Source organism: Ruegeria sp. HKCCD6157, assembly GCF_013110685.1.
GTDB lineage: Bacteria > Pseudomonadota > Alphaproteobacteria > Rhodobacterales > Rhodobacteraceae > Ruegeria.
On sequence record NZ_WVRB01000001.1, the window covers coordinates 900,302 to 925,561 of the forward strand.

23 protein-coding genes and 1 tRNA gene are annotated in these 25,260 nt (G+C 58.9%); 9 read left to right on the top strand and 15 right to left on the bottom strand.

What is annotated here, in order from left to right; translation table 11 throughout:
* Positions 1 to 34 precede the first annotated feature (34 nt).
* Genes GS612_RS04180 through GS612_RS04205 form a run of 6 tightly spaced genes read right to left on the bottom strand, consistent with a single transcriptional unit; the run spans position 35 to position 5,861 of the window.
* Positions 35 to 832 (bottom strand): MBL fold metallo-hydrolase, encoded by a 798-nt coding sequence (locus GS612_RS04180; protein ID WP_171115079.1) that lies wholly within the window; start codon positions 830 to 832, stop codon positions 35 to 37.
* Positions 829 to 1,635, bottom strand: a complete 807-nt coding sequence (locus GS612_RS04185; protein WP_171329769.1) for a TatD family hydrolase — start codon at positions 1,633 to 1,635, stop codon at positions 829 to 831. Before GS612_RS04185 ends, GS612_RS04180 begins: the two co-directional genes overlap by 4 nt.
* Positions 1,632 to 2,753 (bottom strand): DNA polymerase III subunit delta', encoded by a 1,122-nt coding sequence (locus tag GS612_RS04190; protein ID WP_171639170.1) that lies wholly within the window; start codon positions 2,751 to 2,753, stop codon positions 1,632 to 1,634. Before GS612_RS04190 ends, GS612_RS04185 begins: the two co-directional genes overlap by 4 nt.
* Positions 2,754 to 2,756: 3 nt before the next feature.
* A complete protein-coding gene (gene tmk, locus GS612_RS04195; protein WP_171639171.1) occupies positions 2,757 to 3,383 on the bottom strand; it encodes a dTMP kinase in 627 nt (208 codons plus the stop codon).
* Positions 3,380 to 4,546 (bottom strand): D-alanyl-D-alanine carboxypeptidase family protein, encoded by a 1,167-nt coding sequence (locus tag GS612_RS04200; RefSeq protein WP_171115085.1) that lies wholly within the window; start codon positions 4,544 to 4,546, stop codon positions 3,380 to 3,382. The genes tmk and GS612_RS04200 overlap by 4 nt, the downstream gene beginning before the upstream one ends.
* Before the next feature lie 16 nt (positions 4,547 to 4,562).
* Entirely contained in the window at positions 4,563 to 5,861 is a 1,299-nt protein-coding gene (locus GS612_RS04205; RefSeq protein WP_171639938.1) for an SPOR domain-containing protein, read from the bottom strand.
* Between the two features lie 202 nt (positions 5,862 to 6,063).
* On the opposite strand from GS612_RS04205, the gene GS612_RS04210 reads away from it, so the two are divergent.
* A tRNA-Ser gene (locus GS612_RS04210) sits at positions 6,064 to 6,153 on the top strand.
* 422 nt (positions 6,154 to 6,575) lie between these two features.
* Here GS612_RS04210 and GS612_RS04215 read toward each other — a convergent pair.
* Both GS612_RS04215 and GS612_RS04220 read right to left on the bottom strand, forming a co-directional pair.
* On the bottom strand, positions 6,576 to 8,213 hold the full coding sequence (locus GS612_RS04215; protein ID WP_171231324.1) for a GMC family oxidoreductase: 1,638 nt from the start codon (positions 8,211 to 8,213) through the stop codon (positions 6,576 to 6,578).
* A 10-nt stretch (positions 8,214 to 8,223) separates the two neighbouring features.
* Positions 8,224 to 9,324 carry a LacI family DNA-binding transcriptional regulator gene (locus GS612_RS04220; RefSeq protein ID WP_253286093.1) on the bottom strand — a complete coding sequence of 367 codons (1,101 nt, stop codon included), beginning with the start codon at positions 9,322 to 9,324 and terminating at the stop codon, positions 8,224 to 8,226.
* A 166-nt stretch (positions 9,325 to 9,490) separates the two neighbouring features.
* Here GS612_RS04220 and GS612_RS04225 point away from each other — a divergent pair, with 166 nt between their 5' ends.
* The 8 genes from GS612_RS04225 (at position 9,491) to GS612_RS04260 (ending at position 18,455) form a co-directional block, all read left to right on the top strand.
* On the top strand, positions 9,491 to 10,957 hold the full coding sequence (locus tag GS612_RS04225) for an aldehyde dehydrogenase family protein (RefSeq protein WP_216603501.1): 1,467 nt from the start codon (positions 9,491 to 9,493) through the stop codon (positions 10,955 to 10,957).
* Between the two features lie 55 nt (positions 10,958 to 11,012).
* Positions 11,013 to 11,987 (top strand): ABC transporter substrate-binding protein, encoded by a 975-nt coding sequence (locus GS612_RS04230; RefSeq protein WP_093961695.1) that lies wholly within the window; start codon positions 11,013 to 11,015, stop codon positions 11,985 to 11,987.
* A gap of 67 nt (positions 11,988 to 12,054) precedes the next feature.
* Positions 12,055 to 13,590, top strand: coding sequence for a sugar ABC transporter ATP-binding protein (locus GS612_RS04235; RefSeq protein WP_253286094.1), 1,536 nt, complete (start codon positions 12,055 to 12,057; stop codon positions 13,588 to 13,590).
* Complete coding sequence (locus GS612_RS04240; RefSeq protein ID WP_171639172.1) at positions 13,575 to 14,552, top strand: ABC transporter permease; 978 nt, start codon at positions 13,575 to 13,577, stop codon at positions 14,550 to 14,552. The genes GS612_RS04235 and GS612_RS04240 overlap by 16 nt, the downstream gene beginning before the upstream one ends.
* 3 nt (positions 14,553 to 14,555) lie before the next feature.
* A complete protein-coding gene (locus GS612_RS04245) occupies positions 14,556 to 15,554 on the top strand; it encodes an ABC transporter permease (protein WP_171639173.1) in 999 nt (332 codons plus the stop codon).
* On the top strand, positions 15,551 to 16,651 hold the full coding sequence (locus tag GS612_RS04250; protein ID WP_171639174.1) for a mandelate racemase/muconate lactonizing enzyme family protein: 1,101 nt from the start codon (positions 15,551 to 15,553) through the stop codon (positions 16,649 to 16,651). Before GS612_RS04245 ends, GS612_RS04250 begins: the two co-directional genes overlap by 4 nt.
* On the top strand, positions 16,648 to 17,688 hold the full coding sequence (locus tag GS612_RS04255; RefSeq protein WP_171639175.1) for a zinc-binding dehydrogenase: 1,041 nt from the start codon (positions 16,648 to 16,650) through the stop codon (positions 17,686 to 17,688). The genes GS612_RS04250 and GS612_RS04255 overlap by 4 nt, the downstream gene beginning before the upstream one ends.
* On the top strand, positions 17,685 to 18,455 hold the full coding sequence (locus GS612_RS04260) for an SDR family oxidoreductase (protein WP_171639176.1): 771 nt from the start codon (positions 17,685 to 17,687) through the stop codon (positions 18,453 to 18,455). Before GS612_RS04255 ends, GS612_RS04260 begins: the two co-directional genes overlap by 4 nt.
* 30 nt (positions 18,456 to 18,485) lie before the next feature.
* Here GS612_RS04260 and GS612_RS04265 read toward each other — a convergent pair whose 3' ends face one another.
* From GS612_RS04265 to GS612_RS04295, 7 genes are all read right to left on the bottom strand, one after another.
* Entirely contained in the window at positions 18,486 to 18,905 is a 420-nt protein-coding gene (locus tag GS612_RS04265) for a secondary thiamine-phosphate synthase enzyme YjbQ (protein WP_152458545.1), read from the bottom strand.
* 112 nt (positions 18,906 to 19,017) lie between these two features.
* On the bottom strand, positions 19,018 to 19,881 hold the full coding sequence (locus tag GS612_RS04270) for a sugar phosphate isomerase/epimerase (protein ID WP_171639177.1): 864 nt from the start codon (positions 19,879 to 19,881) through the stop codon (positions 19,018 to 19,020).
* Positions 19,882 to 19,892: 11 nt separating this feature from the next.
* The gene (locus tag GS612_RS04275) at positions 19,893 to 20,783 is read right to left on the bottom strand and encodes an NAD(P)-dependent oxidoreductase (protein WP_171639178.1); all 891 of its coding nucleotides are present in this window, start codon (positions 20,781 to 20,783) and stop codon (positions 19,893 to 19,895) included.
* A 224-nt stretch (positions 20,784 to 21,007) separates the two neighbouring features.
* Positions 21,008 to 22,189 (bottom strand): mannonate dehydratase, encoded by a 1,182-nt coding sequence (gene uxuA / locus GS612_RS04280; RefSeq protein ID WP_171639179.1) that lies wholly within the window; start codon positions 22,187 to 22,189, stop codon positions 21,008 to 21,010.
* Positions 22,186 to 23,238: a Gfo/Idh/MocA family protein gene (locus tag GS612_RS04285; RefSeq protein ID WP_171639180.1), complete on the bottom strand. Its 1,053-nt coding sequence runs from the start codon at positions 23,236 to 23,238 to the stop codon at positions 22,186 to 22,188. The genes uxuA and GS612_RS04285 overlap by 4 nt, the downstream gene beginning before the upstream one ends.
* Positions 23,235 to 24,236, bottom strand: coding sequence for a Gfo/Idh/MocA family protein (locus GS612_RS04290; protein WP_171639181.1), 1,002 nt, complete (start codon positions 24,234 to 24,236; stop codon positions 23,235 to 23,237). The genes GS612_RS04285 and GS612_RS04290 overlap by 4 nt, the downstream gene beginning before the upstream one ends.
* Positions 24,233 to 25,249 carry a Gfo/Idh/MocA family protein gene (locus tag GS612_RS04295; protein ID WP_171639182.1) on the bottom strand — a complete coding sequence of 339 codons (1,017 nt, stop codon included), beginning with the start codon at positions 25,247 to 25,249 and terminating at the stop codon, positions 24,233 to 24,235. The genes GS612_RS04290 and GS612_RS04295 overlap by 4 nt, the downstream gene beginning before the upstream one ends.
* Between the last annotated feature and the right edge of the window lie 11 nt (positions 25,250 to 25,260).

The window sequence follows — 25,260 nt, forward strand, 5'->3', positions numbered from 1 at the left end:
CTGCTGCGATATCATGCGGGCGACGGGCAGCGGCCTACTGCGACTGATGGATCACCATCCCGTCGAAGGCGGGGGTGATGTGGTCGGGGGTTTCCGCATCGACGGTCGCATAGTCGAGATCGATATGCATGTTGGTCAGAACCGCGCGCTTCGGTTGTAGTTCTTCGATCCATCCAAGCGTCTTTTCCAGATGGGCATGCGTTGGATGAGGTGAACGGCGCAGGGCATCGATGACAAGGCAGTCCAGCCCTTTCATTTCGGGCCAGGCATCGTCGTAGATCTCGGCGACATCCGGAAGATAGGCGAGTTGCCCAATGCGGAATCCCAGGGAATCGATCGAACCGTGATTCACTTTGAAAGGACGAAACGGAATCGGGCCGCCGGGGCCGTCGATTTCAAATGGACCGTCGATGGACTTGAGCTCGAGTATCGGAGGATAAGGAGAGCCTTCCGGCTGAATGAACGCGTATCCAAACCGCCCCAACAAGGCGTTCTGGGTGTCGCCATCCGCCCAAACGGGAACGCGGGTTTTCATGTTGAACACGATCATGCGCAAATCATCGATTCCATGCACATGGTCTGCGTGAGAGTGCGTATAGACGACCCCGTCCAACCGCCCTGTACCTGTATCCAGCAACTGGCTGCGCATATCTGGCGTGGTGTCGATCAGAACCGAGGTTGTCCCATCTGGCCCGTCGCGTTCGACCAGCATCGAACAGCGGCGCCGGATGTTCTTGGGGTTCGCAGGGTCACAATCGCCCCACTGACCGCCCAGCCGCGGCACGCCGCCAGAGGACCCGCAGCCCAGAATTGTAAATCGGAAGCCGGTCATGCAGCGGCCTTGTATGATGCCGCTTTGGTAAACAGCCGGTCGAAGTTCGTCTGTGTCTGGTCAGCAAAGGCGGAATAGTCCATGCCAAAGATTTCGGCCCCCTTTTGGGCCGTGTGCACAGTATAGGCCGGCTCGTTTCGTTTGCCGCGATAGGGCGGCGGGGCCAGATAGGGCGCATCAGTTTCCACCAGAATCTTGTCCACCGGGGCGTTTGCGAAGATATCGCGCAACTCCTGACTTTTGGGAAAGGCTGCGATGCCGGACATGGACAGATAAAACCCCAGCTCCAGCGCGGCTTTGGCCAATTGAGCAGACGATGAGAAGCAGTGCATCACGCAGGAATAGGGTGCGTTGCGATATTCTTCAGCCAGAATGCGGGCCATATCTTCATCAGCTGCGCGGGCGTGAATGATCAGGGGCAACCCGGTGCGCTGGGCCGCTTCGATATGGATGCGAAGTGACTGTTTCTGCACTTCGGCACTGTCGGCGGTATAGTGGTAGTCCAAGCCGGTTTCACCAATACCGACGAATTTGGGATGCCGTGTCAGGGCGACCAGATCATCGACCGAGGCCAATGGCTCGTCCGCGGCGCTCATCGGGTGTGTGCCGGCGGCATAGAAGACCGGCGCGTGGGCTTCGGCAATCGCACGGACGGCGGGTTCGTTGCGCAGTTTGGTGCAGATCGTCACCATCCGGGTCACGCCAGCCTGGGCAGCACGCGCGATGATGTCGTCCAACTGGCCTTCGAAATCCGGGAAGTCCAGATGGCAATGGCTGTCGGTAATCTGGGGGGTGTCGCTCATCTGTTCTGACCGGCAGTTTCCTGTATCTTGAACACCGTATCTAGGACCAGAGCGGCAGGGTCAAGGTTGACTGCCTGACCATGTCGCGCTCGAGCTGTGATCGTTGCGGAGACCTCGGCCCAGCGACGGGCTTGATTTGGTGATGCTGACAGACGCGCCAGTGTTTCACCCTCGTTGGGGGCGGCTTCCGGAAGGGGGGGCGTGCCCGTTGCCCCGGTCAGGGCCAGCCGTGACAGAGCGATGTCGATCAGGGTAAGCAAAAGTTCGAACCGGTCCGCCGCGCCGCGCTGTGCTGCCGCTTCGGCTAGGGCCAGCGCGCGCTGGCGGTCCATGCGGGGCAGGGTGCCCAGAATGGCGATCAGTTCGGCATAGATGTCCAGACCACCCAGATTGATCAAACGCAAGGCGTCTCCGACTGAACCTGCGGCAAGCGCGGCAAGGTGTTCTGTCTGCGCGGGAATTTCGGTTTCCGTTTGTGACAGGGCGGCTTGCATGTCTTGCGCGTTCAGCGGACCGAGGCGCAGCGTGCGACAGCGCGAACGGATGGTTGGCAACAGGCGTGAGGGTTGATGCGATACCAGCAAAAGGGTGGTGCGGGCAGGCGGCTCTTCCAGCATTTTCAGCAATGCGTTGGCGGCGCTGACGTTCATTTCGTCTGCTGAATCCACGATCACGACGCGGCGGCCGCCGTCCGCAGAGGACAGGCCAAAAAACTTTCCAAGCTTGCGGATGTCATCCACGACGATCTCACTGCGCAGCCGTCCCTGATCGTTCAGCGACCGGGTTATCGCCGCCAAACCCGGTTCTGCCCCGGCCTGAATGCGATGGGCCACCGGGTGATCGGGATCGATATCGAGCGTCTCGGGCGGCGGCGGCGCGCCGAACAACCCGCCATCCTCGGCCGGCGGCGTGGCCAGCAGAAACCTTGCAATTCGCCAGGCAAGGGTCGCCTTGCCGACACCGCGTGGCCCTGTCAGCAGCCAACCGTGATGCAAACGGTCCGAGGTGTAGGCGGTCAGGAATGCCTGTTCAGCCGCATCCTGGCCAAAAAGCCGAATGGTTTCGCGCGGATGTGGTGCGCCCGGCACCTGATCCGGAGAAGGGATATCGTCGCTCATCGTCTACCGCAGTGCTGCCTGGACGATTTCTGTCACATCCTGCGCAACGCTGTCCATGTCCCTGTTGCCATCCACGATGTAAAACCTGTCGCGGAACTCATCGGCCAGCGCCAGAAAGCCGGCGCGCATCTTCTTCTGCAATTCCGGGCCAAAGTCCTCGAACCGTTCTTCGGTGCCTTGTCGCCCCTTGGCGCGTGCCAGACCCGTTTCGGGGTCCATGTCGATCAGCAGCGTCATGTCCGGTTCGCGCCCGATCATCAGGCTGTGCAACTGATCCACCAGATTTCGTAGGTCACCCCGGGACAAGCCCTGATACATACGTGTGCTGTCCGCAAAGCGGTCGCAGATCACCACCTTCCCTGCCGCCAAAGCGGGTTCGATTGTACGCTCCAGATGGTCGCGGCGGGCTGCTGTGAACAGCAGAATCTCGGTCTCGGCCGACCAGCGATCCGGGTCGCCCTCCAAAACCAGGCTGCGAATTTCCTCGGCCCCCGCAGAACCGCCGGGTTCGCGCGTCAGTACCACCTCGTGACCCTGCGCGCGCAGATGTTCCGCCAGCATCCGCGCCTGTGTTGACTTGCCTGAACCGTCAATGCCTTCGAAGGTCAGAAATAACCCCGCTTTCGTCACATCGACTCCAGCGGGTTGTTGATCACGTCCTTCAATACGATACCGCCGACGGTCAGCATACGCACTACAAACCCGCCAATCGCAACATCTTCGGCTGCCACCAGCGGGCGCCGGATTTCCGGCAACCCTTCGGGCTTGATCACCAGTTCGGCCAGTTGCTGACCTTTCTTGACGGGCGCGTTGATCGGGCCGTCATAGACCACTTCGGCCTCGACATTCTGAGTGCCCAGAACCGGGAACAGCACATTCAGATCACCTTCGGGAACAAGCCCCACGGTCTTTTTCTCGCCCATCCACAGTTTGGCTTCGGCTATCGGCGTTTCCGCGGTGGCAACTGTCCTCTCGACAAAATTTCGAAACGACCAGTTAACCACGGCCTCAGCCTCCTCTGCCCGTTGGCCGGTGCTGTCGAGACCCGTCAGCACAAAGATCACACGCCTGTCGCCTTGTTTGGCGGACCCGACAAGGCCATAGCCCGCTTCTTGTGTATGGCCGGTTTTCAGGCCATCTGCGCCGATATCCAGCCGCAGCAGCGGGTTGCGGTTGCGGGCGTTTGACGGCGCGCGGCCATCGAATTCGAAAACTTCTTCGGCGAAAAGGGGATAGTATTCCGGAAAGTCGGTGATCAGCCGGTCTGCAAGAACGGCCAGATCATGAGCCGACATCATATGCCCGGCAGCGGGCCAGCCGTTCGAATTTGCGAAGTTCGAATTGTTCATGCCCATCTGCTTGGCCCGCTGGGTCATGTATCGCGCAAATCCCGCTTCGGTTCCATCCGGGCTGAGCGCCTCGGCAATGACGACGCAGGCGTCATTGCCCGACAAAACGATAATGCCGCGCAGCAGATCTTCGACACGAACGCGATCCTGCGTATTCAGGAACATCGTCGAGCCGCCATAGCTCATCGCGTGTTCCGAAACAGGCAGAGTTTCGTCCAGCGTCAAGCGTCCGTCCCGCAATGCTTCGAACGCAACATAAAGCGTCATGAGCTTGGACATCGACGCAGGCGGCAACGGTTGGTCGGCTTCTTTCGACAGCAGAACGGTACCGGTGGTTTGGTCGATCACGTAAGCCGCGCGGGCGGATGTATCAAAAGCCTGGGCTGGTATCGCCAGAACGGCAAGCCCAAGAGCCAGAACAGATGTTCGTATTGAGGACAGCATGTTAAGCCTCCCTGAATTAGTCGGTTACCGTGAACGCATCTTTGAAGCCAAGGTCTTTCACGTCCTTTTGAAAGGCTTTGCGCTCGGCCCGGGTTGTGGCGGGGCCGACCAGCACGCGCCAGACTGTACTATTCGCTGTTTTCAGTTCCCGAACAACTGTGGGCAATCCGTTGCGACGCACCTTTTGGGCTGCTGACTTGGCGTTTGCCTCAACGCTGAAAGTTCCAATCTGAACATACGGTTTGCTCAAAGATGTCGCCGACGTTGTGGCTGCTGCAACAGGCGTGGCGTCTGACGCATCAATTGCTGCTGCGGCCCCCCCTACCGGGTCCAGCGGTGTTTCGGTGATCTCGGCGGGGTCTTTCTTTTGCCACCATTTCCGCTTGGCAGGTTTTTCGGCAGGGGGCGTGACCGTTGCATCCGACAAAGAGGGCGATGCCACGGCCGCAGCGGCTTCGGCGGCTACCTCTGCGCTTTCGGTTGCTGTGTCTGCCGCGGCCACGGCCGTTCCCGCAGCCGCAGCGGCGGGGGCTTTCTTCTGCCACCATTTCCGCTTGGCAGGTTTTTCGGCAGGTGCATCGGCCTGATCGTCGGTTGATGTGGCAGTCTCGGCATCTTCGCTTGCGGGCTCGACGTCATCAGCCGTTTCATCGGATGAACTGGCCGCACCGGCTGCAACCGCAGTCGTACCAGCCGCGGCGGCGGCTGGTTCCTTTTTCTGCCACCACTTCCGTTTGACCGGTTTTGCCGGCTCTGCGGACGCTTGCGTGTCGGAAGCTCCATCAGCAACCGCAGCCGTGGTTTCGGCGGCTGATTCTTCTGCTTCTGGCGCATCCTCCGGCGATGGTTCTTCCAGCTTTTCACGGCGCAGTGCAACGACGCTGACTTTTGTCGGCGCGCCCGCAAGCATTCCCAGTTCTTTCGCGGCAGCGGACGACACCTGAAGCGCGGGTCCGGGCAAATTGCGCTCGCGCCGGAACAAGGCACCGGTCACCGATTTGTTGTTGGACGTGTTTTTGATCACGACACGTTCAGGTTGGGACGCATCCGGGTGCGCAACCCATATCCCGCCAAGAGAAGGCCGGCCATCCCAAAGCCCTGCTTCGGTTGTCTGAAAAACCTCAGGGGCCTCGACATCACGCTGAGAGCCGGAAGTCACCTCGGGCAGGAGTTCTGTTTTTCCCGAATTGTCTTCCGGTTTTTCAGTCGATTCAGAAGTTGACAAAACTTCTTCGCATCCGGCCAGTATCGTCAAAGTCAACGCCAGATACGCCAGCCGTTTAGGCCCCGGGCGTGTCTCGATCGCTCGCTTCATCTGCTTTTCCCTTGCCTGAAGGGGTTTCGTTTTCCGAACCCCACTGCCGATCTGCTGGTTCTGTGTGCCAGCCTGTTGCGGTCTTTCGTACGGATCATAACGTGGCTGAAGTGTCATGGAAAGACCGCTGCATGGGCTTCGGCAAGATTTCCCGATTTCGACTTGCCTCTGTGCGAACTTCGCCTTAGACCCTGCTTTCGACGGGGAGGTGGCAGAGTGGTCGAATGCGGCGGTCTTGAAAACCGTTGGGCGTGAGAGCGTCCCCAGGGTTCGAATCCCTGTCTCCCCGCCACTCATACCTGTCTCACTTCAGTTGTGTTTTCTGATCCGGAATTGAGCCGAAATTCCAGCGATTTGACGCATGCGCTATCCATCAGAAGCGAAGCAGACCGTACCCTCGGCGCACGAGACAGGCCCCGGGCTCATTGTCGCGTTTTGGCAGGGTCGCTTTGGGTGGGACTTGTTGACAGCCTGATCATTCCGTCCGGTGCAAGCCATGGGTGTGTTTGCCTTACTGCCGGAGAGTTGATCGATTGTTTCACGCCCAGGCGGGACAACTTTCTGTAGGGCGTATGCCACACGCTCCTGCACCTTTGGCGGGGAACGTCCTGACGGCTTGTGGCAGGGTATTCTGTTTTCGGTGCAACGGGCAGGGCGGGGGCCATTTCATTGCGCCAGAAGTTGGATCAACCAATGGTGACGTCGCAGCTCAGGTCAGGAAATGCGTATCTCGCGGGCCGAACCGATGCCAAGGATCAGGTCGGCGCATCGTTCACCCAGCATCATGGCAGGTGCGTTTGTGTTGCCGGCGTTGATGTCCGGCACGGCGGACATGTCGCACACCCGCAAGCTCTCGATCCCGCGCACGCGCATTCTGGCGTCCAGCACGGCCATTCCGTCGCCGTCCCGGCCCATTTTCGCGGTGCCCGCCGGGTGATAGTTGGTTTTCACGAACCGCTTGCAATGTGCTCGCAGCGTCTGATCGTCATCCGCTGTTGGAATGACGATTTCGCGGATCCTTCGCGCAAGCGGGCCGGACGTGAATGCCCGGCGAAAGAACTGCTGCCCCCGGATCATCTCCTGCATGTCGTCTTCATGCTTCAGAAGGTTGGGCGAGACCACCGGCAGGGCGTGAGGATCGGCCGAGCGAAGCCGAACCTCTCCGCGTGATTTCGGTTTGACCACCACGGTCGTAACGGTCAGGCCAAAGTCATCCTGCACCTCGTCCAGCGCATCGCGATCCAGATAGACGATGGGCACGCAAAAGGCCTGAATGGTCGGTTCTCCGTCGGGGTTCGACGGATTGACAAAGGCGCCGGCTTCGACCCCGGCGGAAGTCACCGGGCCGCTGCCGAACAGTTTGAACTGGATGCCGTTGCGCAGCATCCGCCAGCCCTCACCTTGTTTGAAATATCCGTAAGGACCATTGGCAAAGGCGGTGATGGGAACTTCGGGGTGGTCGATCAGGTTCTGTCCGACCCCGGGCAATGGGCAGATGACGGGAATACCGTGTTCTGCAAGTTGTGCATCCGGTCCGATACCTGACAGCATTAGGATTTTCGGCGTGACCAGAGCGCCCGCAGCAAGGACAACCTCGCCATCGCACCGGACGGTGTTTGCTCCGCGTTTGTCTCGGTACTGCACCCCGACGGCCCTGTCGTTCTCAATGATGACTTTGCTGACCGTTGCGCCAAGCCGGATGGTCAAGTTCGGGTTCATCTCTAGAGGGGCGAGGAAAGCATAGGCCGACGAGCTGCGCTTTCCAGCGCGATTGGTGAACTGATAGAACCCGACACCACGCTGCGTTGCGCCGTTGAAGTCCGTGTTGAATGGTTCGCCAAGGGCCTGAACCGACTGGACGAACCAACGGGACATGTCATCGATATGCCCTGGATCCGAAACCTGCACCGGACCGTCGCTGCCATGCAGGTCATTGTGAAGCCTGTTATTGTCTTCCATCCTGCGGAAATAGGGCAGCACATCGTCCCATCCCCAGCCGACCCCGTCGTTGGTCGCTCGTAGCAGGTCGTCCCACGCGTTATAATCAGAAGGGCGACCACGCATATAGACCTGTGCATTAACGGAAGACCCGCCGCCCAACACATTGGCCTGCGGAATGTCATGCACACGACCGTCCAGATGGTCTTGCGGTTCAGTTTTGTGATAGGTCATGAACTTTGACCCGTTGATCATCTTGAAGATGCCCGGCGGCATGTCCAGCAAAGGATGGCGATGCGAATGACCGGCCTCTAACACCAGAACTCTGCACTTTCCTTGGTTTACCAGTCGCGCTGCAGCTGCGGCGCCGGCAGAGCCGCCGCCGATGACGATGTGATCGAAGGTTTCCGTCATGATTTCGCCTTCAGGTCCGGCGTTTGGGTTCGCTGATCGAGTCGCGCTCGACCAGTTCGCATTCAAGCTTCACGAGAGGGTGCCGCTGACCATCAGTTGGTCCGTGGAACAGTTGTTCGACGACCCAGCGTCCCATCGCCCGAGTAGGAAGGATCATCGAGGTCAGGGGCGGCGACAGGTGTCGCGCGGTTTCGTCATCGTCAAATCCGATGACCGAGATGTCCTCGGGGATGGACAGGCCAAGTTCCTTGAGCGCTTCATAGCAGCCGATCGCCATGCGGTCATTTTGGCAGAAAATGGCGGTTGGCGGAGAGTGCAGGTCCATCAATTCACGCGTGGCAGCATAGCCTGCGCTGGGCAGCCAGTTGCCTTCGATGACCAAGTCTTCGTCAAATGGAATGTCGGCAGAAGCCAAGGCGTTTCTATACCCGGTCGTTCGTCCTGCGGCGCATTCCATGAACGGCTCGCCGGTGATGGTGGCGATTCGCTTGTGCCCAGCCTTGATCAGGGCGTTGGTCGCTGTATGTCCAGCAGCGACTTCGCCGGGGATCACCGCAGGAAAAGAGAGGTCGTCACAAAAACAGTTCAGCAGCAGAACAGGGGTAGCGGTCTGCCTGAGGATTTCCGGAACAACCACCCGCCGGGTGAATACGGTTGCGTAAATGATGCCCGCAACCTGTTGGTCGAGGAAATATCTAAGCGTTCTGGGCTCGACCTCGGGGTCGTTTTGGGTTTCTGCCAGCAATACAAGATTTCCGGTGTCCCGAACGGCCTGTTTCACGCCGTTGAACGCGTTTACCATTTCGGGGCTCGACGCCAGATCATCTACGACAAAAGCGATGGTTCCGTCCAACGCCGCGGGTCGGCGCGCGTTGTCTTGGGGTTTCCTGAGTTGAGAGGGCATGGCGTATCCAAGCGTGTTGGCGGCGTCCAGGACTCGTTGCTTGGTGTCCTCGGAGATTTTGACGGAATCGTTTTTGTTGAGGACCAGCGATACTGTCGTCTGCGAGCATCCGGCGACGCGTGCAATGTCGTGCATCGTTACGCGCTGCCGGCCCGCGACTCGTCCCACACCCCTGTGCTGCCCGGCTTTGTTCGCTTGATTGTTCATCGCTCAACCTTTTTGTTCGCATCCTTTTTATCGACTATGCAGAAGGTGCGCAACTAATATTAGTAACTAATAATTAATATTAGTGTTGACGAAATAATATTATTAGTGTTTTGATCGACGGTGCGGTCGCCACTGTGGTTTGGCCGAGCAAGCGCGGGAGGCGAAATTGCGATCTGTAGTGGGGGAGTTGGGTCAAGTCATTCGCCATTCGATGTTTGTCGATGGCCGCTTCGCCGACTTTGGCGCGGGCACGGTTGATGTCGAGAACCCTGCAAATGAAGAGATCGTTGCGCAAGTTCCAAATGGCACTGCCGCTCATGCGGATGCAGCGGTCGAGGCGGCCCGCCGCGCTTTTGGCTCGTGGTCGTCGCGCCCGGCGATCGAGCGGGCGCGACTGGTTTTGAAACTCGCCGAGGCTATCCGGGCGGACGCCGGTCGTCTGGCAGCTCTGATCACGGTCGAGCAGGGCAAGCCGATCTCGCAAGCCCGAGGTGAAGTAGATGCCGCCGTCACTTTTCTCTGCCATGCAGCTGAAGAGGCCCGGAGGATTTCGGGTGACATAGTGGCATCGGACAACAAGTCCGAGGAAATCCAGATCCGGCGTCATCCTTATGGCGTTGTTGTTGCTTTGACGGCCTGGAACTACCCCTTGGCATTGGCCGCCAGGAAGGTCGGACCCGCGCTGGTCGCGGGCAACACCGTTGTTCTGTTGGGGCACGAAATCACGCCGTTGTCCGGTCTTGCGGTCGCCGAGCTTGCAGACAAGGTCGGGTTTCCGCCCGGTGTTCTGAATGTTCTGACGGGGAAGGGGCCGGTGGTGGGGCAGCGGCTGGTCGAACACCCCGATACGTCACTGATCACGATGACCGGCAGCACGCGCGCCGGGAAAGAGATATTTCGCGCCGCGGCCGACCGGATCAAGGTCGTCCGGCTCGAGCTTGGCGGTAAGGCTCCGTTCATAGTGATGGAGGATGCGGATATTGATGCCGCAGTCTCGGCCGCCATTGGCGCCCGGTTTGCCAATTGCGGCCAGATTTGCACCTGCAACGAGCGGATGTATCTGCATCACGACATTGCGGATCAGTTCCTTGAAAAATTCGTGTCCGCAGCCCGTGCTTTGTCGATCGGGGATCCCCTGGAAGACTGCGATCTGGGTCCCAAAGTCAGCAAAGTCGAGGTGACCAAGGTCGCTAATATCATCCGACGCAGCATCGCCGAAGGTGCCACGGTCCATCTCGAAGGTGGGCCCTTGACGGACGGTGCGCATCGCAAGGGGCACTGGATGTCCCCGACCGTTCTCGAGGTCTCCGACAACGGCAATGCCGCGATGCAAGAGGAGGTCTTTGGTCCCGTCGCGACAGCCATGCGAGTCGAGGATTTTGATCAGGCGATAAGTTATGCGAATGACACTTCATTCGGGCTGTCTGCCTATCTCTTTACGGCATCGCACCGCCGATTGATGGAGGCCCCGAGCAGTTTGAAATTCGGCGAATTGTACCTGAACCGATCGAATGGCGAAGCCGTGCAGGGATTTCACACCGGTTGGGGGCTGTCCGGTGTTGGGGGTGAAGACGGCGCTTATGGCTTCGATGGCTATCTGAGGAAACAGACGACTTACATGAATTGGGCATGACCTGAAAACTTGCGGTCAAAATGGAGGCGACCGCACCAATGGAGGAGGAATAACCATGAAACGCAGAACTCTTTTGATCTCGACTGTTGTCGCGGGTGCGCTCTTGGGCACTACGGCGATGGCACAGGATCTACCACCGCTTGAGCAGAAGGATCGCTACAAGGTCGGCTTTGCGCAGATGGAGTCGAACAACCCGTGGCGCATTGCTGAGACGAAATCGTTCCATGACACGGCCGAGGCCTGTGGCTGGGATCTGATCGCGACGGATGCGGCTGGATCTGCTGCCAAGCAGGTTGCGGATGTGGACAGCATGATCGCGCAAGGTATCGACGTTCTGTTCCTGCCCCCGCGGGAAGAAAAGCCGCTGATCCCTGCCGTTATGAAGGCCCGTGCTGCGGGAATCCCAACCTTTCTGGTGGACCGCTCGGTTGATCCGGCCGTCGCCAAACCAGGCGAACATTTCGTGGCATTTCTTGGATCGGACTTTATTGATCAGGGCAACCGGGCCGCGCAATGGCTGATGGAAAATTTCGAGGGCGACAAAGGCATCATCGTCCAGTTGGAAGGCACGACAGGGTCCTCGCCTGCAAATGACCGCAAAAAGGGTTTCGACGACGCGATTGCAGCGGATGACCGCTTTGAGATCGTGGCCTCTCAGACCGGTGATTTTGCGCGCGACCTGGGTCGTCAGGTGATGGAAACCCTGCTTCAGGCGCATCCCGACGTGAACGTGGTCTACGCCCATAATGACGAGATGGCGATCGGCGCGATTCAGGCCTTGGAACTGGCTGGCCGCAAGCCCGGCGAGGACGTGACCATCGTTTCGATTGACGGGACACGCGACGCGCTTCAAGCCATTATCGATGGCAAGATGGGGGTAACGGTGGAAAGCTCTCCCTTCTTTGGCCCATTGGCCTGTGAAGTCATGAAGAAATACGCGGCTGGCGAGACGATCCCGGAATGGGTGAAGGTCGAAGATCGCATCTTCACCAAGGACAATGCGGCCGATCACATCGACGAAGCCTATTGATTCTCCCTGGTGGGTGGTGCTGGCCTGTGGTCGGCGCCGCCTGCAAGCAATCGGAGGAAGACATCTCATGAATGCGCTCGTCTCGATGTCGGGAATTGAAAAGTCCTTTGCCGGTGTACCGGCACTCAGCCAGGCCAGCCTTGAGATCGCACCTGGCGAGGTTCATGCGCTGATCGGCCAGAACGGTGCGGGTAAATCGACGATGATCAAGGTTCTGACCGGAGTGTACGACCGGGATGTCGGTGACGTCCATCTGGCCGGTTTGCCAAGCCGCATTTCCACCCCGCGCGAAGCGCAGGAATCCGGAATTGCTACGATCTATCAAGAGCTCAACCTGGTGCCTCTGCGGTCAGTGACCGAGAACATCATCATGGGGTACGAGCCCAAACGTCTCGGCTTTCTGGTCGACTGGCGCGAGGGCAACAGGCGCGCACGCGAGGTTCTTGCGCGCTTTGGCATAGATATCGACGTGACCGAGCCGCTGGGAAATTTCTCGACAGCGATCCAGCAGTTGGTTGCGATTGCACGGGCCGTTTCGCTGGACGCGAAACTGGTCATCATGGACGAACCTACGTCGTCACTGGATGCCAGCGAAGTCGAAGTTCTGTTCGGTGTAGTGCGCGAGTTAAAGAAACAGGGCGTTTCCGTCCTGTATGTCTCGCATTTCCTCGATGAGCTGTTCCAGATCTGCGATCGGGTCACAACGATGCGAGACGGGCGTACCGTCAGCACGCGCAACGTCCGGGACACGACCAAACTGGAAATGATCGCGGACATGCTGGGCCGCAACAAGGACGAGATCGCGGCAGACGGTCTGACGGATTTCGCCGGCGCAAAGGCCAAGAAAGGCGATATCGTCTTGCGGGCCGACTCTGTTTCGACAGGCCCGCGGCTGACGCATTTTGACCTCACGCTCCACCGCGGAGAAATCGTTGGGCTGGGCGGGCTTCTGGGCTCGGGTCGGACCGAGGCCGCGCGCGCTTTGTTCGGTGTAGACGGGGCACGCAGCGGCGCAATCGAGCTGCACGGTGCGGTCGGGCAACCGTCCGGTCCGGGTGACGCAATCACAAACGGGGTTGGCTTTCTGACCGAAGATCGCAAGACCGAAGGGATCATTCCAGACATGTCCGTGCGCGAGAACATGACACTGGCCCTGCTGCCGAAGCTGGCCAGCCGTGGTCAGATCGACTTTGCCCGCGAGCGCGAGATCGTTCAGGCGTTCATCGACGATCTGGGCATCAAGGCAGCGCATATGGACCAACCCATTCGCGAGTTGTCCGGCGGCAACCAGCAAAAGGTGCTGCTTGCCCGCTGGCTGGCGACGCAGCCCGACATCCTGATACTGGACGAGCCGACCCGAGGTGTGGATGTCGGCGCCAAGCGAGAGATCCAGTCGTTCATTCGGTCTTATGTCGAAAAGGGCTTCGGCGTTGTCCTCATCAGTTCGGAGTTCGAAGAACTGGTGGAAGGCGCCGACCGCATCGTTGTCATGCACGAGGGGCACTCGGTCAAGGAACTGACAAACCCCGGGATTACCGAGAACATACTGGTGCGCGCGCTTGCGCATCATGAAGAAGGAACTGGTTCATGGACCGCGCAATGAAGTTGCCGCAACGGGTCGCATCGATGCCCTTCCGCTTTCACGGCGGCATCGCCGCGTTGGTCGCCCTGCTGGTGTTCAACGCGTATTTCACCCCCAATTTCCTGCAACTGCAAACTTTGTTCGTAAATATCAGCCAGGTTGCCACGATCGCCATCGTGGCCATGGGTATGACGCTGGTCATCGCCACGGGTGGGATTGATCTGTCGGTTGGCGCGGTCATGGCTCTGGCGGGGGCGCTGGCCCCGCTGATATTTCTGTCGGATCTGGGAGCCGCTAATCCAATGCTCGGCGTCACTTTGGCCATTATCCTGCCGCTGTTCATCGCAGGGTTATGCGGGGTGTTCAACGGAGTGATGGTTGCCATATTGAACGTTCAGCCCATTGTGGCAACGCTCATTCTCTTCATCTCTGGTCGCGGTATTGCCCAGGTTTTGACGAACGGGAACCTACAGACATTTTCAAACCCTTCATTCAGTTATCTTGGAACCGGAAAAGTGCTTGGCTTGCCGTTTCAAGGCTGGCTGGCGCTGGCCATTGCCTGTGTGCTGTTCTGGGTGATCACCAGAACCACATGGGGCCGTTACCTGCTGGCGATAGGCGGCAATGAACGCGCGGCATATCTGTCGGGTGGTCCTGTCCGGCGGGTCAAGATCGGGGCCTATGTCATCTGCGCGGTGCTTGCGGGCCTGGCGGGTCTGATCGTGGTTGCGATCAACTCGGCCTCGGACGCTGCGCGCAACGGCAATCTGATGGAACTTGATGCCATCGCGGCCGCGGTTGTGGGCGGGGCGCTTTTACAAGGCGGGCGGGCGCCGATCTTTGGCGCCATTCTGGGAGCCGTCATAATCCAGTTGGTCAAATATACGTTGCTGGCCAACGGGGTAGAGGACGAAGTTGCGCTAATAGCCAAGGCCGTCATCATTATCCTGGCCGTTTGGGTCCAGCAGTTCCGGAGGGCTTGATCGATGTTGGATGAAACGGCTTTTGACCTGCGAAAGTACCTTCGGCGCAATTCTGCCTCGGTGACGGTTTGGATCGCACTTCTGGCTTTGATCCTGTTCGGGCTGATGCGCTATGACAACTTTGGCAGCGCCTACAACTTCTCGTCTTTCCTGAATTACAACGCGATGTTCATCGCGATTGCGCTTGGCATGTGTTTTGTGATCATGACCGGCGGGATTGATCTGTCGGTCGGATCCGTGGCGGCCTTTACCTCGGTTGTTGCGGCCTATCTCAGCCCATACGGGATTCAGGTTGCGCTGCCGGGGGCTGTACTTGCCGGGGTGGGCTTCGGAGCGATCAACGCCTTTTGCATTATCATGCTTCGCATCCCGCCCTTCATCGCCACTCTGGCGACGATGCTTGCCGCAAAAGGCGGCGCATTGGTGATTTCGGGCGCCCAGACAATTTCAGTCGATTGGGGGTCGAACTTTACCAAACTTGGCATGGGACAGGCGTTCGGTCTGTTTCCATGGGCAATCGTCATCGTGGCCGGACTGACGCTGGCACTTTGGCTGGTGCTGGAAAGAACAACCATCGGGCGGACCGTGTTGGCGATCGGGGGCAGCGAGGATGCCTCGAACCTCATGGGCCTGAAAGTCAACCGGGCCAAGGCTTTCGTATACCTGCTATCGGGTGGCTGTGCTGGGCTGGCTGGCGTCTTTCTGGCCTCGGGCTTTGGAGCCGGACAACCCCTTGAGGGCATCGGATGGGAATTGTCGGCCATCGCATCCGTCGTTGTGGGCGGCACTCTGTTGACGGGTGGAATGGGATCGATCCCCGCGACGGTGGCCGGCGCGCTGCTGCTGGGTCTGGTCTTCAACGTTCTGAACTTTGAAAACGGTCAGGGGACCATCAGTTTCAGTGCCTATTGGCAGATGGTCATACGTGGAGGCTTTCTTTTTGCGGTCATCCTTTTACAGTCTCGGGTTATTGCCAGGCAGCAGAAGGTCTTGGGTTCGTGAATCGCATAGAAAGTGTTTCAGCGCGGCTGTTCAACGTCCCGCTCGCCGAAGTCCTGGTTGATGCCAAACATGGGGATCACACGTTCTTTCAATTGATCACCGTCACCATTCAAACGTCGGATGGGGTTGATGGGGTTGGGTACACCTATACGGGCGGCAAAGGCGGTCATGCCGTTCTGGCGATGATCCAGCATGACCTTGCGCCATTCCTGGTTGGACAAGACGCCGAACAGATCGAAAGCCTGTACGATGCCATGCAGTGGCATGTGCACTACGTTGCACGGGGCGGGATCGCCTCGTTCGCTATTTCGGCCGTGGATATTGCACTTTGGGACATTCGCGGCAGAACGCAGAATGCACCGCTGTGGCAAATGGCCGGCGGAGCGTCCAAACAGTGCAAGGCCTATGCTGGCGGGATCGACCTGAATTTCTCGTTAGAGAAACTGCTGCGCCAGACCGAAGGCTACCTTGCGCGTGGGTTCAACGCGGTCAAGATCAAGGTCGGCCAACCGGATCTGGCCGATGATCTGGCGCGTGCCCGGGCAGTGCGCGAGATGCTGGGACCGGACCGGTTCTTCATGGTCGACGCGAATTACTCCATGAGCATCGAACAGGCCATCGAGGCCGCCCGAGGGTTCGCCGACTGCGATATCCTGTGGTTCGAGGAACCGACTATTCCAGATGATTACAAAGGTTATGGCCGAATTGCCGAAGCCACGGGCGTTCCCCTTGCCATGGGTGAAAACCTGCACACCATTCACGAATTCGAGTACGCCTTTGATGATGCGAAGCTGAGTTTCATCCAGCCCGATGCCTCAAATTGCGGCGGGATCACCGGCTGGTTGCGCGTGGCCGCGCTGAGCGCTCAGCATGGCATTCCGGTTTGTAGCCATGGCATGCAGGAGCTGCACGTCAGCCTTGTTTCGGCGCAACCCAATGCGGGGTGGCTGGAAGTACACTCATTCCCGATAGACCAGTACACGACCCGTCCGCTGGTTGTGGAAAACTGCCTGGCCGTGGCCCCGGATACGCCGGGAACCGGAGTGGAATTCGACTGGGACAAACTGAATGCGGAACACAAGGAGATGCATACATGACGACCCAGACGATCTCTGCGGCGTATTATCGGGGCAACAAGAGCTTTGCCGTAGAACAGGCCGCGGCGACAGCTCCGGGCCCCGGCGAGGTCGCCATTCGCGTTGCCTATTGCGGGATTTGCGGGACGGATATGCACGTCTACCACGGTAACATGGATGCCCGTGTCGGTCTGAACCGGGTAATCGGGCACGAGATGTCCGGTGTCGTCGAAGCGGTGGGCGAGGGCGTCGACACGATAAAGCCTGGCCAGAAGGTCGTTGTCCGACCGCTTGATCACTGCGGAGAATGCCCAGCCTGCAAACGAGGGCATCAGCATATTTGTCAGAATCTCAAGTTCCTGGGCCTCGACACTGACGGCGCCATGCAAGAGATCTGGACCGTTCCGGCCCACACGTTGCACGTTCTGCCGGATGACTTGCGCATGGATCACGCGGCGCTGATCGAGCCGGTCGCCGTTGCCTGCCACGATGTGCGGCTATCCGGCCTGCAACCTGGCGAGGACGTTGTCGTCATCGGCGGCGGCCCGATCGGCATCCTGGTTGCCATGGTCGCGCGGGACGCGGGTGGCAAGGTCGTGATCTCCGAAGTGAATCCGAACCGTCTGGCGATTGCTGAAAAGCTTGGTTTTGACACGATCAACCCAATCGAAACCGATCTGGTGTCCAAAATAAACGCGCGCACGGGCGACAAAGGGGCGGATGTGGTTTTCGAGGTATCGGGAACGCAGCCCGGTGTTGATGCGATGACCGCCGTTGCCGCGACGCGGGCCCGGATCGTGATGGTCGCGATCCATGCCCAAAAGCCCCAGATCGACCTGTTCCAATTCTTCTGGAGAGAGCTGCAACTGATCGGTGCTCGGGTCTATGAGCCTGAGGATTACGAGAAGGCGATCGCAGTTGTCGCTTCGGGCGGAGTGGACGCGGATGTTGTGATTACCGACGTCAGCCCTCTGTCAGACATTCAGGCTGCGTTCGAAGCACTGGATCGCAGCCCAACCGCAATGAAAAGCCTGATCGAAGTTGGACCGCGTTCATGAGTGTTTTGCAAAGTTTCGACCTGACGGGAAAGACTGCGCTTGTGACCGGGTGCAAACGCGGCATCGGGCGCGGCATGGCCGAGGCATTGGCATCGGCCGGAGCTGATATCATCGGAGTGTCGGCCTCGCTTGAGCTGTCCGGGTCTGATGTCGAAGAAGCCGTGACGGCGATGGGACGCAATTTCCGGGCTTACCAATGCGACTTCTCGGATCGCGCTGCGCTGCATGCGTTTATTGATCAGTTGAGGGCAGACGGACAAACTATTGATATCCTTGTCAACAATGCCGGCACGATCAAACGCAAACCCGTCGCCGAACACCCGGACGACTGGTGGGACGAAGTGATCGAGGTGAACCTGTCCTCGCAGTTCGTTCTGTCCCGAGAGATCGGCAAGGACATGCTGGCACGCGGCTCGGGGAAGATCATCTTCACCGCATCGCTGCTGACATTTCAGGGGGGCATCACTGTGCCGGGCTACGCGGCCTCGAAAGGCGGGATTGGACAGCTTACCAAAGCTTTGGCCAACGAATGGGCCGGGCAGGGCGTGAACGTGAATGCGATCGCCCCTGGTTACATCGCGACCGACAATACCCAAGCCCTGCAGGACGATCCGGTCCGGTCGAAGTCGATCCTGGAACGAACACCTCAGGGCCGCTGGGGTACGCCTGGTGATTTTGCCGGACCGGTGGTCTTTCTGGCTTCTGCCGCGTCGGACTACGTCAACGGTGAAATCCTTGTCGTCGACGGGGGCTGGATGGGGCGGTAGCACCGTCAACCCTCCATGGGGCCCAAGGCATCAATCCCCGATATAATGCACCTTCAGCCGGCGGGTTTTAGGTGCCTCGCGATGTTCGAACAGGTACAGGCTTTGCACGCGGCCCAGCGGAAGCTGCCCCTGTTCGACCGGGATCGATACCTGAGTTTGCGTCAACAGCGCCCGCAGATGCGACGGGGCGTTGTCGTCTTCGGTCGGGCGGTGGTGATACTTGCCTGGTGACTTGGGTACGAGTTTCTCGAAGAACGTCTCGATATCCTTGACCACTTCGGGATCGGCATTGGCTTGCACCAACAGCGCGGCACCTGTGTGGACGCACCAAAGGGTCAGCAGACCCGAGCCAAATCTATGTTCGGACACCGCACGCTGAACAATCCCGCTGATGTCGGTGAGGGATTTGCCGGGCGTTTCAATGGACAGCTCAAAAAACTCTTGCTTCATCCATCAGACCCTTTCCTTGATCTTGCGCGAATGCGCCCAGCTACCCGCCCCCCCATACGGCATTCAACTTTGAGGCTTAAGTATCTGATTAATAACACTCTATAGCTTTCTTTCATGCAAACAGGCTTTTGAACCTGTCTATGCACAGACGAAACCCATCTTCGAAATTTCCGTTGCCGGGATGATAAACGCTTTCGAATGAAATCACGCCATCATAGCCGTCGGATCGGAGCGCGTCGGCGATGGGTTGGAACAGAGGCGCAAGCTGACCTTCCCCCATGCGGCGCACTTCCAGCGTTGCCCTCGGTGTGTCGACCTTTACGTCCTTAATGTGAATGTGACCCAGATAGCCGCCGCGCAATTCTTCATAACCGTCCGGATATGCCAGTTCATGGCACCAGCAGTTGTTTCCGGGGTCCCACAGCACTTTCAAAGTGTCTAATGCGTCCAAATCGTCAATCAGCTTGCGGGCTGTATAGTTGGAGTTGACCAGGGTGCCGTTTCCGGTTTCTACGACTAACGTCACGCCCTCGGCCCTTGCCAGCTCAACCGCTGGCGCGATTAACGGAGGCATCGAGTCCCATACCTCATGCGCGACGTTCCACTTTTCGGCGCCGTTTTTTCCCCAGAGTATCTGCTCTTTTCGTTGGGTCATGATCCGAACCAGCGGAGACCCAACAACATGCGCCATGTCGATTACGCGTTTCAAGGCGTCCATGTGCCCGGTGTGCAGGTCGTCACCGGGCCTGTTTGCAGCTGTCATCCCGGCAAAGATATGGCGCGACAGACAGGACACAGGCTTGCCCCGGTCACGCAAGAGCGCGTCGATCTCGGCAATTTGCTGCGGGGAATGGTCCCCAACCTCCGTATCACCAACGAACTGAAGCTCTGCATAGTCCAGACCGAATTCGTCCATCACGTCCACGGCATGCCGCAAATCGCGGGAAATGCCGTCGCAAATCACACCTAGTTTCATGTTCAGCCCCCTCAGCGATGCAATTCTGCGCCAACGATCTCTTCGATGACGCGGGTACACACCCAATTGTCGCCGTTCGGGTATTTGGTTTTTCCGGCGTGAAAGATCTGCATTGCGGATGACGCTGTGTGCATGGGAACACCCAATGCACCGGCCAGTGCCAGAGAGATCGTCAGGTCCTTATGCATGGTTGCGATATGGCTGCCGGTGGCTTCGAACTTGCGATCAATGATGTTTTCAAGGGCGGTATTCACCACACCGCACCCCGCGCTGGAGGATGAGAACACGTCAAGCAATGCCTGACCGCTGACACCGGCTTTGGCCGCCAGGGCCGCAGCCTCGAATGTGGCGGAAAAGATCGATCCGATAAGGGATTGCAGGCAGGCTTTCACGGTTTGGCCGTCGCCGGCGTTTTCTCCGACCCGATGAATAGTTGCTGACACTGCCTGCATGACTTCGGCATTTCGGTCCAGTACATCCGCAGCGGCGGCAGCCATCATCGTCAATGTGCCGTTTTGCGCGCCGGGAAACCCACCCGAGACCGGCGTGTCGATCAGGTGGATGCCCGAGCCCTCCATGTCTTGCCCGATAGCGCGGGCTTCGGCCGGGGTAATGGTCGCCGACAGGATGACCGTTCCGCCTTTGGCCATATTCGCAACCAGCCCGTTTTCACCCAAAATGACATCGCGGGCCTGATCTCCGTTCATCACCATGACAAACACAGCGGCTGCATGACGGCCGACCTGTCCCACGCTGTCCTTGGCCAGGCCGCCCATGTCGGTAAATGCCGTCATGCGTGTCTCGCTCAGGTCGAAACCGGATGTTTCAAAGCCATTCTTGATCAGGTTCTTGGCAAGGCCGCTGCCCATGTCGCCAAGACCGATTACGCCTGCTGTTTTCATTTGGAATCCTCCCGTTTTTCTGCCATTTCCGTATGGCAGACGTTTCGAAAAATGATGCCCAATCGCATCGGTTTTCGCGGGAGTTTCACGCGTCTTGAGCAGACGTCGGGCGAGTCCGGAAGACACCCCGCTGCCCGTTTACGTACCGTAAGTAAACGAAGAATGCGGCGCTCAGGCAAGCAAAGAAGTGTTGCGGGTGGAAAGAAACTGTCTGATCCGACGCGTTACGAGAATGCCGCCATGATGCCGCGCAATTCCGCCAGCCCGCGCATTCGACCGATCAGTGGATAGCCAGGAGTGCTGTGTCCGCCCAGATCGCTCAGGAGTTCTTGTCCGTGGTCGGGCCGCATAGGAATTTGCCAGTCGTCCCGCCCTTGGGATTTGCGGCGGCGCTGTTCGTTCATCAAAGCGCGAATGGTGCCGACCATGTCGGTGTCGCCCTCCAGATGCGGAGCCTCATAGAAACCCGGCTTCTGTCTGTCCGACCCCGCGATGCGTCGGGTATTTCGCAAGTGAACAAAGTGAATCCGGCCGCCATGCCGGCGCACGAAATCCGGCCCATCGAATTCCGGGGAAACACCCAGAGACCCGGTACACAACGTTGCGCCATTCGACGGTATATCAACGGCATCCAAAACGGCGCCGTAGTCATCGGACCTGGACATGATCCGCGGCAGGCCAAGCAACGAGAATGGCGGGTCATCAGGATGGCAGCACAAGCGCAGCCCCAGTTCTTGGGCCACCGGAGCGACCTCGGACAGGAAATCGACAAGGTTTGCGCGCAGCCGGTCACGGTCGATATGCGCATATGTCTGCAACAAAGCGCGCACGTCCTGCACGCTCCACTGATCGTTGGCGCCGGGCAATCCCGCAGTGACATTGTGCTGTAACTGGGCTTTGGATTCATCCGACATGTGCAAGAAGCGATCCTTGGCCGTTTGCTGGACGGCGCTGGAATAGTCTTCGGGCGCGCCCGGACGTTCGAGAATATGTATGTCAAATACAGCAAAGTCAGCCAGGTCGAACAGCATGGCCGTTCCGCCATGCGGCTGCGGGGCGCGAAGGGCGGTGCGCGTCCAATCCAGGATTGGCATGAAGTTGTAGCAAACGACTTTGACTCCACGGGCGGACAGGGCCCTGAGGCTGGATTTGTAAGCCTCAAGATGCTCGGCCATGTCTGTGGACTGCGTCTTGATCGCCTCGGAGACGGGCAGGCTTTCGACAACGTCCCAACTGTACCCGGCAGCAGCCATAACTGTCTGCCGGTCGGCTATGCTTGGTTCATCCCAGGGCTGTCCCGGAGGGATGTGATGCAGCGCGGTGACGATGCCCTGAACCCCGACCTGATGGAGATCGACCAGGGCGATCGGATCATCGGGTCCGAACCAACGCCAACATTGTTTCATGGCAGCCATCCTTCATACAGCGGGTGATCAGGCCTGATAGGAAGAGCAACGCGCTGCCCGGTGCGCGCCGCGTGATAAATTGCCGTCACAAGGCCGATGGACGCAGCGCCATCCTTCAACGTAACGGCCGAATTTGCCTCGGACCGCAGCGCCTTGCCGATTTCAGTAAAGAACCCTTCGAACCCCGTTGGTTCGGCAGCGGCGGCTGCAAGGGCCTCGTCGATAGCGGATTGATCCACAGGGTCCCGCGCGACGAATGTCCAGGGCGTTTGACCCGGAGCGTAAGGTTCGGTGCCAGAGGTGGCGGTCACCTTTTCAAAGACGAACCGCAGGCGGGTTTCGTCCGTGGCGGCGCCTAGGGTGATATTGCTTGTGCACAAAGCGCCGGAATTCATGCCAAAGCAGATTGCGGCGCAGTCTTCGGTCTCGATCGGGTTGACCCGCGTTGTGGTCATTGCAGACACCCAGGCGATATCGCCTGCGATATGAGTCAGCAGATCATGGTTGTGGATGGCGTGGCCCAGCACTGCGCCGCCGCGTTCACCGGCCCATGTTCCGCGCCACGGCACCGCGTAATAGTCTGCCCCTCGGGACCAATGGGTTTCAAGCGCGGCAGTTTGGACCGCTCCGGTCAGGCCTGTGCGTTGTAAGCGGCGCAATTGAGACAGCGACGGACCCCACCGGTATTGAAAGACTGGAAACACATGCTTGCCCGCGTTGCGTGCGGCTGCTGTGATCCGATCCACATCCTGCATCGAAGTCGCAAGAGGCTTTTCGCAGACAACGTTTTTTCCTGCGGCCAGTGCCGCAAGCGTGGTCGGTACATGCAGATGGGGCGGCAGGCAGATGTCGATGACATCAATCGTCGGATCATCCAGAGCGTCCTGAATGTTGATCAATGCTCGAAAACCCGAGTTCTGCCGTATCTGTTCGATCCGGTCGATATTCTGGTCGACCACGGCGGTTACCCGGAAAGTACGGTCAAGCCGTTCCAGTGCGCTCAGATGTTGCGCACCGATACCTGCGCCGAGGATCGCAACGTTGATCATCTGCGTTCCGCCATTTCCTGCGCGCGCAGTGCCAGTTCCATGACCGTAAAGCAGTGGGTCTGCGTCATTGCGGTTTCAGTCCGGTTGCGAATGTCATCGGCCAGGCGCGCAAAGTAGGGAAGGCCGGCGTCGGAGGCGTCAATCTTTTGGCAGGTTTCACCATTGACGAGGATCAGATGATCTGTCCCTACGGCTCCGCCCACATCGACGTATTTCCGCAACTCGATATATCCTTCGGTGCCCAGGATCGTCAGACGACCATCCCCCCAGTTCGGCAAGGCATCCGGCGTGAACCAGTCAACCCTGATGTACCCAGTGCCATTCTCGCTGCGCAGATTGACCTCGCCGAAATCCTGCAGTCCGGGATCTTGAGGGTTTGCATAGTTCGCCACATAGGCGTTCGTGATTTCTGCGGTTTTCGAACCTGTATAATGCAGGAACTGATCAATCTGATGAGAGGCGATGTCGGTCAGAATGCCGCCATAGCGGTCACGCTGAAAAAACCATTCCGGCCGGGTTGCCCGGTTCAATCGGTGTGGGCCAAGCCCGACCGTCTGGATCACGCGCCCGATGGCACCGGCCTCGACCAGCTCGGTCGCCGGGGTGCTGACGGGCGTTTCGAACCGTTCGGAGAAGTTCACCGACCAGATGCGACCGGTGTCCGCGACCGTTTGCTTGATCTGGTCGAGTTGTTCGAACGTCGTGCAGCCCGGCTTGTCGCTCATGACATCCATGCCATTCTGCATGGCGCGGATCGTCAACGCGGCCCTATCTGCCGGTATTGACGAAATCAGCGCGAGATCCGCCCCGCAGGTCAGGGCGTCTTCCAGTCGGGCCAGCCGCGGAATATCGGGAAACCTTTTGACGTAGCCCGCCAGCGTTTCCGGATCGCCTTGTGTCCAATAGCCAACGCAGTCCACGCCGATTTTGCGCATGTTTTCTGTCATGCCATAGATATGGCGGTGGTCCAGGCCAAGGGCGACGCAGGTCAGGCTCATGCGATGACTCGTGTTTTCTGGCCGGTTCGATTGGCGATCTGCATCGCGTCTATGACGGCGTGTGTCAAAAGGGCACTGTGTCCGGTGGCCATGGGCAGCGTTCCACTGGAAACGGCCTTGGCGAAGTCCTCGATGACCGCCTGGTGCCAGGCATGTGTGAACGCCATGGGATCGGCCCCTCCGCCTGTGGCGGCGGTCTCGCCGACCGTGGATTCCCGGCCGTCGAAAGTGGTCACGGTCAGGGCACCTGACTCCAGATGCGCTTTGGCTAGGGTGCCCTGGATCGTGATGGACTCAGCAGACCCGGGAAATTCGGCGGTGGTTGCCATCAACGTGCCTACCGCGCCGTTACCCATTTCAAAGACTGCACCTGCCCAATCCTCGGCCTCGAGATCGTGTAGTGGAGTTTTCCTCATCACGGCCTGAATGTCCGAGATCGGCCCCAGCATCCACATCGCTAAGTCAAGCGTGTGGATTGCCTGCGAGATCATGACGCCGCCACCGTCGCGTGCATAAGTGCCGCGACCCGGTTCGTCATAGTAGCTTTGATCGCGCCACCAGGGGACACGGATCTCGACCGTGGCGATCGCGCCCAACTCGTCCTGTTCGATGGCTGATTTCAGCGCCTGCGAGGCAGCGCGGGCGCGGTGCTGAAAGACGATGCCCAGCGGCACGCCAGACATCTCGCACTGCTCGACAATGGCTGTCGCGGCGTCCAGCGTTCTTTCGATGGGTTTTTCCATCAGGATCGGTTTCGAAGCGGTCGAAAGAACCCGCACCAACTCTGTGCGCTGATCGGGCGGGGTTGCGATGATCGCAAAGTCAACGTTTGGGTCGTTTGCGATTTCCTCGACCGAGCCGAATGCGCGGGTATCGTTTCGCCGCGCGAACTCAACTGTTTTTTCAGGATTGCGCCCGAGGACGCCGGCAAGACTGAGGCCTTGTTCCGATGTCCGAATGGCGGCGACATGCGTGCCAGAAACCATCCCCAAACCAATCAGCGCAATATTCATTCAATCCCCCG